This window comes from Vibrio sp. S457-15 (genome assembly GCF_000960545.1).
Classification (GTDB): domain Bacteria; phylum Pseudomonadota; class Gammaproteobacteria; order Enterobacterales; family Vibrionaceae; genus Vibrio; species Vibrio parahaemolyticus.
Window position 1 is genome coordinate 128,015 of record NZ_JYOQ01000174.1, and the last position, 15,325, is coordinate 143,339.

General features: G+C 45.8%; 13 protein-coding genes. 7 read left to right on the forward strand and 6 right to left on the reverse strand.

The genetic code is table 11. From position 1 onward, the window contains the following. Positions 1 to 85 precede the first annotated feature (85 nt). Together vmeZ and vmeY are read right to left on the reverse strand one after the other, a co-directional pair. Complete coding sequence (gene vmeZ, locus UF05_RS17900; RefSeq protein WP_045545464.1) at positions 86 to 3,238, reverse strand: multidrug efflux RND transporter permease subunit VmeZ; 3,153 nt, start codon at positions 3,236 to 3,238, stop codon at positions 86 to 88. Between the two features lie 8 nt (positions 3,239 to 3,246). Beyond that, positions 3,247 to 4,374 carry a multidrug efflux RND transporter periplasmic adaptor subunit VmeY gene (gene vmeY, locus UF05_RS17905; RefSeq protein WP_005485167.1) on the reverse strand — a complete coding sequence of 376 codons (1,128 nt, stop codon included), beginning with the start codon at positions 4,372 to 4,374 and terminating at the stop codon, positions 3,247 to 3,249. Between the two features lie 404 nt (positions 4,375 to 4,778). Between vmeY and UF05_RS17910 the strand changes: the two genes are divergently transcribed. Further along, on the forward strand, positions 4,779 to 5,243 hold the full coding sequence (locus UF05_RS17910; RefSeq protein ID WP_005485131.1) for a dCMP deaminase family protein: 465 nt from the start codon (positions 4,779 to 4,781) through the stop codon (positions 5,241 to 5,243). Positions 5,244 to 5,339: 96 nt separating this feature from the next. Here UF05_RS17910 and pepT read toward each other — a convergent pair whose 3' ends face one another. Beyond that, a complete protein-coding gene (gene pepT, locus UF05_RS17915) occupies positions 5,340 to 6,569 on the reverse strand; it encodes a peptidase T (protein WP_045545465.1) in 1,230 nt (409 codons plus the stop codon). Between the two features lie 291 nt (positions 6,570 to 6,860). Next, on the reverse strand, positions 6,861 to 7,724 hold the full coding sequence (locus UF05_RS17920; RefSeq protein WP_079879720.1) for a DUF6279 family lipoprotein: 864 nt from the start codon (positions 7,722 to 7,724) through the stop codon (positions 6,861 to 6,863). Positions 7,725 to 7,985: 261 nt separating this feature from the next. On the opposite strand from UF05_RS17920, the gene UF05_RS17925 reads away from it, so the two are divergent. After that, positions 7,986 to 8,159, forward strand: coding sequence for a hypothetical protein (locus tag UF05_RS17925; RefSeq protein ID WP_005463506.1), 174 nt, complete (start codon positions 7,986 to 7,988; stop codon positions 8,157 to 8,159). Between the two features lie 96 nt (positions 8,160 to 8,255). Here the strand turns inward: UF05_RS17925 and UF05_RS17930 are convergent, their stop codons facing one another. Together UF05_RS17930 and narQ are read right to left on the reverse strand one after the other, a co-directional pair. Continuing rightward, positions 8,256 to 8,888, reverse strand: coding sequence for a response regulator (locus tag UF05_RS17930; protein WP_005485085.1), 633 nt, complete (start codon positions 8,886 to 8,888; stop codon positions 8,256 to 8,258). Beyond that, entirely contained in the window at positions 8,875 to 10,611 is a 1,737-nt protein-coding gene (gene narQ / locus UF05_RS17935) for a nitrate/nitrite two-component system sensor histidine kinase NarQ (protein ID WP_045546211.1), read from the reverse strand. The genes UF05_RS17930 and narQ overlap by 14 nt, the downstream gene beginning before the upstream one ends. A gap of 247 nt (positions 10,612 to 10,858) precedes the next feature. Between narQ and napF the strand changes: the two genes are divergently transcribed. From napF to UF05_RS17955, 5 genes are all read left to right on the forward strand, one after another. After that, entirely contained in the window at positions 10,859 to 11,344 is a 486-nt protein-coding gene (gene napF, locus UF05_RS25040) for a ferredoxin-type protein NapF (RefSeq protein ID WP_005499272.1), read from the forward strand. 39 nt (positions 11,345 to 11,383) lie between these two features. Beyond that, positions 11,384 to 11,692, forward strand: coding sequence for a chaperone NapD (locus UF05_RS17940; protein ID WP_005463501.1), 309 nt, complete (start codon positions 11,384 to 11,386; stop codon positions 11,690 to 11,692). Then, entirely contained in the window at positions 11,689 to 14,178 is a 2,490-nt protein-coding gene (napA, locus tag UF05_RS17945) for a periplasmic nitrate reductase subunit alpha (RefSeq protein ID WP_005463500.1), read from the forward strand. The genes UF05_RS17940 and napA overlap by 4 nt, the downstream gene beginning before the upstream one ends. 78 nt (positions 14,179 to 14,256) lie before the next feature. Then, complete coding sequence (locus tag UF05_RS17950) at positions 14,257 to 14,712, forward strand: nitrate reductase cytochrome c-type subunit (protein ID WP_011106440.1); 456 nt, start codon at positions 14,257 to 14,259, stop codon at positions 14,710 to 14,712. A gap of 28 nt (positions 14,713 to 14,740) precedes the next feature. Continuing rightward, positions 14,741 to 15,319, forward strand: coding sequence for a NapC/NirT family cytochrome c (locus tag UF05_RS17955; RefSeq protein WP_005463498.1), 579 nt, complete (start codon positions 14,741 to 14,743; stop codon positions 15,317 to 15,319). Positions 15,320 to 15,325: the final 6 nt, after the last annotated feature.

The following is a 15,325-nucleotide window of genomic DNA, read 5'->3' on the forward strand; positions in this document are numbered from 1 at the left end:
AAGAAAGCCCGAAGCGAATGAATGCTTCGGGCTTTTTGTTTTCTATCTAGGCTCAGTATCAACTCAACCCAAATCGTGTCGGTAGTTATTCATCATCAAGCGGAACAAGCTTTGTATTGCCACCATGAATCTTCTCACGTTGTCTTTGTACCAGAGCGTAGAAGCCCGGAATCAAGAACGTACCAGCAAGAAGCACACACAATAGACCACCAATCAGAGACACCCCGAGCGAGTTTTGGCTCACATGACCCGCGCCAGCGGCGAAGATCAACGGGAAAATCCCCAAGATAAACGACCAAGACGTCATGTTCACCGCACGGAAACGTAGCGTACCACCTTTTACGGCTGCGTCATCGATGGCAACGTCTTTCTCTTCACGCTCTTGCTTCGCGAACTCCACAATCAAAATGGCGTTCTTCGCGGCCAAGGCTATAAGGAGAACGAGACCAATCTGAGCGTACAAGTTTAATGGCGTACCCGTTAAGTTCAGCGCGAGGAAGGAGCCTAGCGTTGCAACAGGTACCACCAAAATGATCGCCAGAGGAATACTCCAACTTTCGTACTGCGCCACCATGAACAAGTAAATGAAGATCAACGCCAACGCAAATGCGTAAATGGCTTGGTTACCAGCAAGCACTTCTTGGTACGCCATGCCCGTCCATTCGTAGGTATAGCCCTGTGGTAGAACTTCTGCAGCAACACGTTCCATCGCTGCAATTGCATCACCACTTGAGTAACCCGGAGCTGGTTGGCCTTGAATGATGGCACTACGGTACATGTTGTATCGCCATGCCACATCAGGTTGGAATACTTGCTCGTAGCTGACTAGCGTCCTTAGTGGCACCATTTCCCCCATCGAAGAGCGAACATGGAAACGTTCCAAATCTTGCATGCCACTACGGTGTTGGCTGTCCGCTTGCATGGTTACACGGAAGTTCTTACCAAACATGGTGAAGTCATTCACGTAAAGCGAACCTAAGTTGCCTTGCAACGTTTGGAAGATAGACGACAGCGAAATGCCAAGTTGTTGCGCTTTCTCGCGGTCAATATCCACATAGTAATGCGGTACGTTCGCGCGGAATGTACTAAAGGTGTACGCGATCTCAGGAGCTTGGTTTGCTGCCTGAATCAGCTCCCCCATCACCATCGACAAGTCAGTGCGACTACGACCTAACGTATCTTCCAATACAAATTCAAAACCGGAAGCAGCGCCCATCCCCGGAACGGCAGGCGGCCCCATCGCAAACACAACAGCTTGAGGCAATTCCATCGCAGCTCGACCATTGATGCGAGCTGCTATCGCGTTGGCAGAATGTTCACCACCTAGCGAGTTACGCGTTTCCCAATCATGCAACTTGATGAACAGCGAAGCACCGTTTGACGCCGCAGCACCAGTCATAAACGAAAAGCCGTTTGCAACCGTTACGCCATCTACACCGGGTTCTTCCTCGATCATTTTCATCAAGTCGCTCGTCACCTCTTCTGTACGAGACAGAGAAGCAGAATCAGGCAACTGAACGTTGACCAACAAAATGCCTTTATCTTCTTGAGGAACGAATGCCGTTGATGTCGTCTTCGCGAAGAAAGACACCGCAGCAACCGCAACGATGAAGAACGTAACCAATAACAGAGATTTCTTAACAAGGAAGCCTGCAACTTGGCCGTAACGCGTAGTAACACGCTCTAGACCACGGTTGAATGCTTGGAACCAGTTAGCCGTGTTGCCGCCACCTTGTTTTAATACCAATGAACAAAGAGCCGGTGACAGCGTTAGCGCGTTGATTGACGAAATCACAACCGAAATACAGATCGTCAATGCGAACTGACGATACATAATGCCAGTAATACCCGGAAGCATCGCAACAGGTAGGAATACCGCCAACAGAACCAACGTTGAGGTAATGATTGGCCCAGTCACCTCTTTCATCGCTAGCAACGTTGCTTTACGAGGTGAAATGGTTGGATCTTTCGCCATCGTGGTATCAACGTTTTCGATAACCAGAATCGCGTCATCCACCACGATACCAATCGCGAGAATCAAACCGAACAAGGTTACCGTGTTGATGGTGAATCCAGTCGCTTGCATGATGGCAAACGTACCAATCAACGAAACTGGAATCGCGACCACAGGAATTAACGTTGCTCGCGCACTGCCCAAGAATAGGTAGGTTACGGCAATAACCAGTAGAATCGCTTCGACAAGTGTTTTTACCACGCCTTTGATCGACTCAGCGACGAACACAGTCGTGTCGTAGCTGGTTTCGTAAGTCATACCTTCAGGGAAGTTTTCGCTCAAGCGTTCAAGCAGTTCCATTACTGCTTTACCACTTTCTAATGCGTTTGCATCAGACTGAAGTGACAGAGCGACAATCGAAGCATCTTGCCCACGGAACTTACCGTTACCATCGTAGAACTTCTTACCCAGTTCAACACGAGCAACGTCTTTTAGATAAACCGTAGAGCCATTTGGATTGGCACGAAGAACAACGTTTTCAAACTCGCTCACACTTTCTAAGCGACCTTTCGTCACTAGGTTAAACTGCACTTCTTGCGGGTTATTGTACGGCGCGGCACCAACACGGCCAGCAGCAACCTGAACGTTTTGCTCCGCTAAAGCAGCATATACATCCGATGTCGTTAGCTTGAGGTTGGCCATTTTTTCTGGGTCCAACCACACGCGCATCGCGTATTCACCACCGCCAATTACATTTACTTCACTAATGCCTTTCGCACGCGCCAACTGATCTTTTACGTTCAAGTTGATGTAGTTAATTAAGAATTGGTCATCGTACTTGCCGTCTGGTGAATAGAAGTTCAGAACCATCAATAGGTCAGGAGAACGCTTTTTCACCGTCACGCCGACCATGCGCACTTCCTGAGGCAGTTTTGACTCAATCTGTGACACTCGGTTTTGCACGTTCACCTGCGCCATATCTGGGTCGGTACCAACATCAAACGTAACGTTTAAGCTGTACGAACCATCGTTAGCACTTTTCGAAGACATGTAAATCATGTTTTCTACGCCGTTCACCGATGTCTCTATCGGATCGGCGATGGCCTGTTCAACCACTTCGGCACTGGCACCAGTGTAGTACGCCGTTACGCTAACCGACGGTGGACTAATTTGCGGATATTCAGCCACTGGCAAAATCGCTAACGAAATGGCACCAGCCAACGTCAGGATGATCGAAATGACCAGCGCGAACTTAGGTCTTTGTATAAAGAAACGACTTAACATGTGACCTCCTACTGTTTGTCTTCAGTTGGAGTTTGAACACGCACTTCTACGCCATTACGAACACGCTGTAGACCTTGTGTGATAACAGCTTCACCTTTCTCAAGACCTTCGCGAATGATGATGCCCTGCTCGACTTGCGGGCCAAGTTCTACATTGCGACGCTCAGCGACGTTGCCTTCCGTTGTCACCATCACGAAGTCACCTTCTAGGTCAGTTTGCACCGCACGACGAGGCACGACGATGACATCTCGCGTGTTCTTATCACGTAAGTTGACTTTGATGTGCTGGCCAGGAAGCAGTTTGTGTTCTGGGTTTGGCACCAACGCACGCATAGCAATCGTGCCCGTTTTGGTATCAATACGGTTACCCAAGAAATCAAGCTGACCTAGGTGTTCGAAAAACTGGCCGTTTTCTAGCTCTAGTTGCACTTCCACACCGTTCGACTCGGCCGAACCATCGCCTTTAATTCGATCCATGCCCATCGCTAAACGCTCACGTTCACTGACGCTAAACGAAGTGTGCACAGGGTCTAGGCTCACGAGCGTCGTCAGCACACCTGAAGATGGAGAAACCAGATCACCAGTACTCACTTTAGTGTCGCTAATACGACCACTAAACGGCGCTCGGATTTGCGTGTACGAAAGGTTGACTTCTGCAAGTTTAAGCTGTGCATTCGCGGCTTCTAATTCCGCACGCGCGCCTAGCAATGTTGCTGTCAACGCATCAAATTCCGATTGGGAGATGCTGCCACGAGGAAGCAGGTTTTTCCCGCGTTGGTGGTCAAGCTCTGCCTTTTTAAGCGAAGCTTTTGCTTGTGCTAACGCTGCTTTCGCACTTGCCACTTGTGCTTCAAAAGAAGAAGGTTCAATAGAATAAAGAAGCTGACCTTTTTCTACCATTTGTCCTTCTTCAAAATGACGAGCTTGTAAATAGCCTGAAATCTGTGCTGTGATATTGGTATCTTCTACCGCTTCAATGCGACCGATATATGATTTACTCGGTTGGTAGTCGATTACCGTGACATCCTGAGTTACGACAAGAGGCGCTTGGCTCTCTCTTTGGGCATTATTCGCTTCTCCGCATCCTGCAAGGATAGCTGTAGCCGCCATTAATGCGACAAGTGGTTTCTTTTGCATGTATTTACCGTCTTTATGGAACAGGATATTGTTGAAAACACACTAACCTTACAGACAGTAGATTCCGAATTCTCCTACATAAATTGTGTAAAATGTTTCTAAATGTAATTAATTGAAACGAACCGAAATAAAGTTGATGCATTTGAAATCATTTTCAGATCTTCATTCACCCCACAATATAAGCAACCTCTAATTATCAATGTGATGTATGACTCATTCGTTTGCCAATTTTGACCAATAAACTCATCAATAAAGGCGGAATTGTTGCTTAGAGCTGAACAAACTCTCCCCGATTAACCATGAAAACGAATCGCTTTCACTGTAATGCTCGTATTTCGACTATTTTTTTAAAAAAAATGGGTTATCATTCAGATAATTCAAAGCCTTCGACCGAGAGGATGAGCATGATTTCTAAATGGGCGAAACGTTTTTACCAAATGGCTGAACTGGTGGCGTCTTGGAGTAAAGACCCTTCAACGCAGGTAGGTGCGGTGATCACTAAACAGAACCGCATTGTTTCTGTTGGCTTTAACGGTTATCCACACGGTGTTTCGGACAGTGTAGACACCGACGAACGTGAACTGAAATACTTAAAAACTCTGCATGCAGAAGAGAACGCAATTCTCTTTTCAAAACGCGATTTGGATGGTTGTGACATTTGGGTAACGCACTTCCCGTGCCCAAACTGCGCTGCAAAGATCATTCAAACAGGTATTTCGCGCGTTCACTGCCCAGAACAGTCTGAAGACTTTCTATCTCGCTGGGGAGATAAAATCCAAGTGAGCCAAGATATGTTTGATCAGGCGGGTGTTGAGGTAGATTGGCTACCGCTAGACGACATCAATTTCGAGGATAAAGACGTTCGTTAGTCCTTCCCAAAACTACAAAGCCCAGACACACAAATTGTCTGGGCTTTTTTGTATCGATGTCACCCATTCAATTGAATTGAGTGGGTGAACGTTCCATCAACCGTGTTTTTTAGCGGTAAGTTCAGCGATTTTTACAATCACAAGGACAGATTTTTCCATCATCTCTACAGAGATAAATTCATGGATACCATGAAAGTTGAAACCACCGGTGAAGATGTTAGGGCAAGGCAATCCCATAAAGGATAACCGCGCGCCATCCGTACCACCACGAATCGGTTTGATCAACGGTTCAACATCACACGCTTCCATTGCTTGTTTCGCTAATTCGATAATGTGAGGGTACGGCTCAACCATTTCGCGCATGTTGTAGTAACTGTCGGTAATGTTAAGTTCGACAGAACCGTGTTTCAGACCTGCGTTCATTTCATCGACAAGTTTTTGCATCAGCGCCTTACGTTCTTCTAACCCTTCACGGTCAAAATCGCGGATGATGTAACCAAGTTCACTGCGGGCGATACCCAATTCTCCCGATTTCAGATGGAAGAAACCCTCATACCCTTCGGTGGTTTCAGGGGTTTGGTCTGCTGGCATTTTAACTTGGAATTGCGCCGCTAAATTCATCGCATTGACCATTTTGCCTTTAGCCGTACCTGGATGAACGCTTACGCCATGGAAAATCACATCGGCGCTTGCCGCATTGAAGTTCTCATATTCAAGTTCGCCTTGTGGCCCACCATCGATAGTGTAAGCCCATTTCGCGCCAAACTTCTCAACATCAAACAAATCTGCACCACGACCGATTTCTTCATCCGGCGTAAAACCGATACAAATGTCACCATGAGGAATGTCTGGATTCTCAATCAACACCGCGATCGCAGACAAAATTTCTGCGATGCCCGCTTTGTTGTCCGCGCCAAGCAACGTTGTGCCATCGGTGGTAATCAAATTGTGGCCGTGTAGGTTGTGCAAGTCTGGGTACTGAACCGGAGACAACACTTCGTCTCCCAACCCAAGAGCAATATCGCCACCTTGATAGTCTTCAACAAATTGCGGATTTACATTCTTACCAGACGCATCTGGTGCAGTATCCATGTGGGCGATAAAGCCGATTGGTGGAACATCGTAATCAACATTCGACGGCAGTTTTGCCATCAAGTAACCGTGTTCATCTAAAGTCACATCGCTCAAACCAAGATCTAGCATCTCTTGTTTCAACAACTCTGCAAAAACGAGTTGGCCAGGTGAGCTTGGGCATTGGGCAGCATGGGGATTTGATTGGGTGTCAAACGTGACGTAGCGAAGGAATCTTTCGACTAAATGCTTCATATTTATTCTCATTGTTCTAAGCGATAAACACCAGACTACGCATCGCACTCAAACAAACCGGCAATACTAAGGTTTGCCGAACATGGGTAGCTTTGACGAATGAACTTCAATTACTCTAAATGAGTTCGGCTACCTAATGTTATTAAAATGCGAGGCCGCCTAGTGCCCGTAATAAACCTCACTCCATGTTACGCTCTTAGTTCAATAAGAATTTGCTTTGAATCATTTTTTCATCAGAAAGTCTCGGTTCAGCCTGGCATACATAACGATAACCATTTGTTTTCAATATGTTTAATCTTGGAGTTCTTCTGCTAACACTCGCCATTCTTTGACTTTATTGTGGAAGTGGATCCACTGTTTATCGGTCATCGACTTCGCTACGTTTAACATCAATTGATCCACTAACCCAAGGTTGTGATCGATATTCTCGGATAGTTGCTCGCTATAATAGCTTTCCGGCTCGAACAATAACTGCATAAATACTTGTTGATAGACAACACTGTTGGACTGATTTTCAAAAAGGTATTCCAACTCTTGATATATTGAAGCGCGATAATTTCGCCAAAGTGGACTATTCAAAATCGTTTGCTGGGAAATTTGTTTTGCGTACCGTTTTTGATCGCTATTCAATTCCCCAATCCATTCTTCCATCCACTCCTCAGTATTCTCTAAAATAATCTCTCTGATCTCTGCTTCGGTTTTATCCGCATATTTTGCGTTTCTTTCTTGATAGTCCTTTCGCACGTTTTGCAAAAACTCTTGTTGTTGCTTTGGCGTCAGTTGTAAGCTCAAAGAGAACAAATCTGGCGCCGATCTCGACACAATACGATCATAGTGCGCTTTCATTTTTTCTCGGTTTTGCTGCAAAAACGCGAGAGTAATATTGTTTGCGTTAATATTCTCAAGATCTTTTAAGTGATCGATATATAACGGCAATTCTTCTTTCTTATGCCAATCTGCTAATAGCAATAGTCGCTCTTCAAGCAACGTTTCTTGTTCATCGTTAAGCGATACGTAGTCATCTAAATATTCAATAACAAACCAATCGATATTGCTATATAGAAACTTTTTCGTACATCCGGCCAGTAAAATAACCAACAAGAACACGAATCCGTATTGAAGAACTTTATTGGATAAACTCGATAATTTAATCACTTATTCGTATTCCCTTTTCTATTGATTAAGTTCTATACTCAACTTGTATCACTTAATATTGCGGCAAACTTACGCCAGTGTGACAATTGCTCATTGCCACCCTCATAGTATATAGAGTTTGAAATTAACTTTTTGATCACAACTATCCGCAAAAAAGTGAGTTAAAGCGCATTTATCGGTCAATTTTTGTACCGAACAGCGCTCCCTATAACGGCATATTATTTGCATGGATGATTTTAGGATAGGTTATGGAGGCGAAGTATGGCAGCCGCTGAGCAACTTGATACCAGTGTAGAATATGAAATTCGATATTTCGAACAGGGGAAAATGCACAGTATGATCGTCGTCGCCGAAAATAAAAAGGTGGCGCATCAGTATTATCTGGAGTGCGGCAAGCACAACAGTGACTTGTATTCTATTCGCCCAGACAAATGAAAAAACCGCCATTAATGGCGGTTTTTTCATTTCTACTTTGCTAAAAATTATTTAATAATCAAAAGATAAGGTCGCAACACAGCGATGACAGCGTGATTATTTGATATCTCCGAAGCGCTCTAAGTAAAGTACCGTTGCCGCCGTGCGAGAAGGTACTTGAAGCTTCTTAAGTAGGCTCTTCATGTGTACTTTTACCGTCGATTCAGAAATAAATAAACGATCGGCAATCTGCTTATTACGGAAGCCTCTTGCCACCTCTCGCAGTATTTGCGTTTCGCGATCCGTTAGCGAATCAAAAACATCTTCATGATCAGAGCGTTCACTCAAATACTTGGCAACCTCTTGGCTGTATGCCTTGTCACCCTGATGGGCCTGTTTGAGTAGCTCAACAAGCTCATCCGGCTCTGTATCTTTTAACAAATAGCCATCCGCGCCACTGCGTACAATCGCTTCAATATCCGCAGGGCTGTCTGAAACGGTCAGAATAACAATCCTCGCCTCACAACCATCTGCTCGCAGCGCTTTTAACGTATCCAGCCCAGACATGCCTTTCATGTTGAGATCTAGCAGTACCAAATCGAGCTCAAGCTCATGCGCTTTTGCGACTGCATCTGCGCCATTGCTTGCTTCTGCAACGACTTCAAACTCTGGCTCAAAGCTCAGGAGTTGATGGATACCACGTCGCATCAGTGGATGATCATCCACCAGCATTACTTTACACACTGTCAAAGTTTACTTCCTTACTGTGTTGGAATTCGAGTTTTACGGTGCATCCTTTGTTTATTGATGCCTCAATCTGTAGATCGGCGTGCAGTCTCGCTGCTCGCTCTTGCATGATCGTCATACCGTAATGATTAATTTTTTCGTCCTGATGTTCAAAGCCTACCCCGTCATCGGAGACGGTTACTGTGACTTTCCCATCACAATCAAGACATTGAATATGTATATGGTCAGCTTGCGCATGCTTAATCGCATTCAGTGCCGCCTCTCTGATCAACTGTAGTAAATGGACTTGTTGATGCGCATCTAATTCCGTTGATGAAAGTCTATTTTTCAACGTAATTTTTGCCGTTGTTTGCTCATTAAGCGTTTCGACCATCTCTTGCAGCGCTTGGCCAAAACTGCCTTCTTTGATCGTCAGGCGGAATGTCGTTAACAGCTCACGTAACTGGGTATAAGCAGCCGACAAGCCCGTATCCAGCTCTGCAATCACTTGATTGGCTTGAGCAATGGCCTTTTCGTCAGGAAGATTTTTCACGCTTCTCTTTAATAAAGCGACCTGAATTTTCAAATAGGATAACGCTTGAGCCAAAGAGTCGTGAAGTTCGCGAGCAATGGTCGCGCGCTCTTCCATCAACAAAATTTGCTCTGCTTGACGCTGTGCGCGATTGTAGTACACCGCTCGCGAGAGAATTTGTACAAAGTTGTCAATTAGCGTCTCGTTCGGGCACGGTAAGCCTGCTTTCCAATATAGAGAACCGAGATGTTCGCCATCTAACGTTAAAGGTTCTGCATGACATTCATCATCACAATCATGGCAGCACTCTTCCCCTTCCGTAAGGATCCAATTAGGCTCTCCCAACTGTTCGATTTCAAGCTTTACCGCTTTAATGCCTTCTAAGCTCGCAATGTGCTTCAAAATCGCCTGGAAATTATCCTGATTAATGCGCGATGCTGTGAGTTCTTTTGAGGAATCATAAAGCACTTCTAAAGACTGATTCGCATGTTGCAACTTGCGAGTTTTCTCGTCTACCGCCTGTTCCAATCCACGATAGAGCTTACCGAGGTCTGTCGCCATCCGATTGAAGGTACGCGTGAGTATGCCCATTTCGTTGTCACTTGACACCGCTAAATTGATATCAAAAGAGCGATTTTTAATGCGTTCACTTGCGAATACTAATGCACGCAGCGGCCTCACGACTTCCAAACGGATAAAGTGGACAACAAACATACTGGCGCAAAGAATGCCGCCCAGCCCTAACCCACCAATCCAAGCTAAGTTGATGAGCTTCTGCTCAGAAAAGTTTTGTAGCTTAAACACAAAGTCGTCGATCTGCTGAACAAAGCCCGCGACCAAGAGTTGATATTGACTTGGGTTCTCCCCTCTAAGCACCGATTTTAACTCGTGCCATCGCATGATTAAGCGATAGTAATCGTGAGTGATGTCTTCCGGCACAGACCAATGCTGAAGTGCTTTCATCGAAGGCGAGTAAATAGAGTGCTCAAATGCGTCAATATGTGAAGAATAATCAACAGATCGAATCTGAATGTCGTGTGCTAAACGATAACTTTGCATGCGCATCGACCCCGCCACGTTGACGGCTTCTGCGTCATTTAGGCTTGACGCAAGGGTAAAAATAGCAAAGCCAGTCGTTGCTACTGATAACAACAAAATCAGAAGCATCGCGGACGCAATTGTGCGCGTTACTGACTTTTTCACATTTTTAAACAATCAGAGTTCCTCGCCTATTTATTGTCCAACTTGTACACACAATGAACCCATTGACTTTCAACTTTATCAATATGTGATCACCTGCGATGGAATTTATTGATCCAAAACAATATTGCATCCCAATTACCTCCTAAGAGGTATTTATACAAATATGTCAAAAACTACAATTTCGTTAGCTTTAATGACAGTTTATTAATGAAAATTGTGGACTATGCTTAGTTTGGGTTCCAAGTTTCGAGGTGACTAAGTGGTAGACCTTTCCAGAAGAAGACTCTTTGCAAGAAAAATGCATACCGATAACGCCGTTCGCCTACCTTGGTTAGCCCGACCAGAACAGTTCACGGATGGTTGTACTCGTTGCGGAAAGTGCATTGACGCCTGCGAAACGAAAATTATAACCAAAAGTGACGGCGGATTCCCTTCAGTCGATTTTTCTATTGATGAATGTACGTTTTGCTATCAATGCGCAGATGTTTGTCCAGAGCCGCTCTTTTTAACAGAAACCGAGCAACCTTGGCACGCAAAAGCAGTAATTAGTGATAGCTGTTTAGCAAAGCAAAATGTCGAATGCAGAAGCTGTGGGGACATGTGCGACCCAATGGCAATCCAGTTCAAGTTAGAACTGGGAAAAGTAGCACAACCCAATTTAAACCTTGATGAATGCAACGGCTGCGGCGCATGTGTTTCTGTGTGCCCGACTTCATCCATCAATGTGAGCAATATAACAGCCTAAGCCGTATATACGGTAAACGGCAATAAATGAGAGAACTATATGTCACTAAATGAAGTGCATATTTCAAGTTTGGTAGTGCACGTGCTGCCTGAGCATCTGGATGAAATTAAGACGCAAATTGAAACGTATGAAAACGCGGAAATTTACGGAGACAGTCCAGAAGGCAAAATCGTTGTGGTGCTTGAAACCGAAAACCAAGGTTTCATCACAGACACTATCGATGCCATTAACAATTTACCGAATGTTTTGAGCACAGTGTTGGTTTATCACCAAATCGAAACTGCGCTTGAAGAAACGGATGAAGAAGACACTGGAACACAACATTCCCAAATCGAGGGTGAAGTATGAAAATGACAAGACGTGCGTTTGTGAAAGCAAACGCGGCTGCATCAGCTGCTGCTGTCGCAGGTATTACACTACCAGCATCTGCAGCGAACCTGATTGCAAGCTCTGATCAAACCAAAATCACATGGGACAAAGCGCCTTGTCGTTTTTGTGGTACAGGCTGTTCTGTTCTTGTTGGTACTCAAAACGGTAAAGTCGTTGCTACTCAGGGTGACCCAGAAGCACCAGTAAACAAAGGCCTAAACTGTATCAAAGGCTACTTCCTTTCTAAGATCATGTACGGTCAAGACCGTCTGACTCAACCTCTTCTTCGTATGAAAGACGGCAAATACCACAAAGATGGCGAGTTTACGCCGGTTTCGTGGGACGTCGCATTCGATACGATGGCAGAAAAATGGAAAGCATCCCTAGAGAAAAAAGGCCCAACTAGCGTTGGTATGTTTGGCTCTGGCCAATGGACTGTAATGGAAGGCTACGCGGCGGCGAAAATGATGAAAGCCGGTTTCCGTTCTAACAACATTGATCCTAACGCGCGTCACTGTATGGCGTCTGCGGTAGTAGGTTTCATGCGTGCTTTCGGTATCGATGAACCTATGGGCTGTTACGATGACTTCGAGAATGCTGATGCATTCGTGCTTTGGGGTTCGAACATGGCAGAAATGCACCCAGTACTATGGACTCGTATTACTGACCGTCGCCTTAGCCACCCTCATGTTCGCGTAAACGTACTTTCAACTTACTACCACCGTTCATTCGAGTTGGCAGATCATGGCTACATTTTTAACCCACAGTCTGACCTTGCGATTGCTAACTTTATCGCGAACTACATCATCGAAAACGATGCAGTCAACTGGGATTTCGTGAACAAGCACACGAACTTTACTCAAGCAGACACCGACATCGGTTACGGTCTGCGTGACGACGACCCGCTACAAAAAGCTGCGAAAAACCCTAACTCAGGCAAACTGACGTCAATCTCTTTCGAAGAGTACAAGAAGTCTGTAGCGCCATACACGGTTGAGAAAGCGTCTGAGATCTCGGGTGTTGAGAAAGAAAAACTGATTGAGCTTGCGAAGCAATACGCCGATCCAAACACGAAAGTAATGTCACTTTGGACAATGGGTATGAACCAACATACTCGCGGCGTGTGGATGAACAACTTGGTTTACAACATCCACCTTCTAACCGGTAAAATCGCTACTCCGGGTAATAGCCCATTCTCACTAACTGGTCAGCCATCGGCGTGTGGTACAGCTCGTGAAGTTGGTACGTTTGCTCACCGTCTACCTGCGGATATGGTGGTTGCTAACCCTAAACACCGCCAAATCGCAGAAAAAATCTGGAAACTGCCTGAAGGCACGATTCCACCAAAACCAGGTTTCCACGCGGTACTTCAAGACCGCATGCTGAACGATGGCGTACTGAACTGTTACTGGGTTCAATGTAACAACAACATGCAAGCTGGTCCGAACATTAACACTGAACGTCTGCCTGGCTACCGTAACCCAGAAAACTTCATTGTTGTTTCTGACCCATACCCAACGGCTACCGCTCAAGCGGCTGACCTTATCCTTCCAACAGCAATGTGGATTGAAAAAGAAGGCGCTTACGGTAACGCAGAACGTCGTACTCAAGCTTGGTACCAACAAGTAGGCACGGTAGGCGACGCTAAGTCTGACCTATGGCAAGTAATGGAGTTCTCTAAACGCTTCAAGATGGAAGAAGTATGGCCAGAAGAACTTCTAGCGAAAGCGCCTCAGTACCGTGGCAAAACCATGTACGACATGCTGTTCAAAAACGGCCAAGTTGACAAGTTCCCGCTTGAAGAGGCTCGTGAACTGAACGACGATTCGCACCACTTCGGTTTCTACGTTCAAAAAGGTCTGTTTGAAGAATACGCAACGTTCGGCCGCGGCCATGGTCACGACTTAGCACCATACGATGTGTACCACACCGTACGCGGTCTACGCTGGCCAGTCGTTGATGGTAAAGAAACACAGTGGCGCTTTAAAGAAGGCTCGGACCCATACGCGAAAGCGGGTTCTGGTTGGGATTTCTACGGCAATGCCGACGGTAAAGCGAAGATCATCTCTGCACCGTACGAAGCGCCACCAGAAGTGCCAGATTCAGAATTCGACCTATGGCTATGTACAGGCCGTGTTCTTGAGCACTGGCACACTGGTACCATGACTCGTCGTGTACCTGAGCTGTACAAAGCAGTACCGGATGCGGTGTGTTACATGCATCCAGAAGATGCGAAAGCGCGCAACGTACGTCGCGGTGAAGAAGTGGTTATCGCGAACAAACGTGGCGAAGTACGCGTTCGTGTTGAAACTCGCGGTCGTAACCGTCCGCCAAAAGGCTTGGTATTCGTACCGTTCTTTGATGCTCGTATTTTGATCAACAAGCTAATCCTTGATGCGACTGACCCTCTGTCTAAACAGACAGACTTTAAGAAGTGTCCAGTCAAAATCACTAAGGTTGCTTAACCGTCAAATCACGAACGTAAAGGCCGTCATAGCGGCGGCCTCATAAAGAATTTAAGCCATATAGGCGGAGATGAAATGATGAAAAAATTACTTGTCGCACTTTTATCTGTAGGTGCATTAGTAACAGGCATTGCGCAAGCAGAGTTGGACAATCCAGGAGGCACAGGTGGCCTTGAGTCGCTACGTGGAATGACTCAACTGGAAGACACTCGCCCTGCAGACGAATTTAAAGATTTTCCGAAAGACCAAATCGTTGAAGACAGCTTTGTTTATCAGCCACCGTTGATTCCACATAGCATTCGTAGCTACGAAGTGTCACTGAACGCAAACAAGTGTCTTGCATGTCATAGCTGGAAAAACGCGAAAGAGTCTGGCGCAACAAAAATCAGTGTAACGCACTATGTAAACCGCCAAGATGCAGTACTTGCTGATGTCTCTCCTCGTCGTTACTTCTGTCTGCAATGTCACGTTCCACAAACCAATGCGAAACCGCTAGTGGAAAATGAATTCCAGTCAGTTGATTCACTTCAGTAGTTGAAACGCAAGTACTAAGAGGTCATTTATGAAAATACTTAAAGCGTTTTGGAAGAGACTGAAGAACCCAAGTAAAGCTGCCGCTGGTGTGGTTTTATTCTTAGGCTTTGCCGGTGGTCTTCTGTTTTGGGGCGCATTCAACACGGGTATGGAAGCAACGAACACGGAAGAATTCTGTTCTGGGTGTCACGCACCTATCGTGAAAGAAATCCAAGAGACGATCCACTACTCTAACCGTTCAGGCGTTCGTGCAATCTGTTCTGACTGTCACGTACCACATGAATGGACAGATAAGATCGTACGTAAAGTTCAAGCGTCAAAAGAACTGTTTGCGCACTACGTTCTTGGTACCATTGATACACCAGAGAAGTTCCAAGCTCGTCGTGGCCATCTAGCCGAGCGCGAATGGGCTCGTATGAAGAAGAATGACTCTCTAGAGTGTCGTAACTGTCACGAGTTTGATTACATGGACTACTCACAGCAGGGCTCGCGTGCTGCGGCTCAACACTCAACAGCGTTAGCTTCTGGCGACAAGACCTGTGTAGATTGTCACAAAGGTATTGCTCACAAGCTGCCTGACATGAGTGGCGTTGAAGGCTGGCAATAAGGAGAC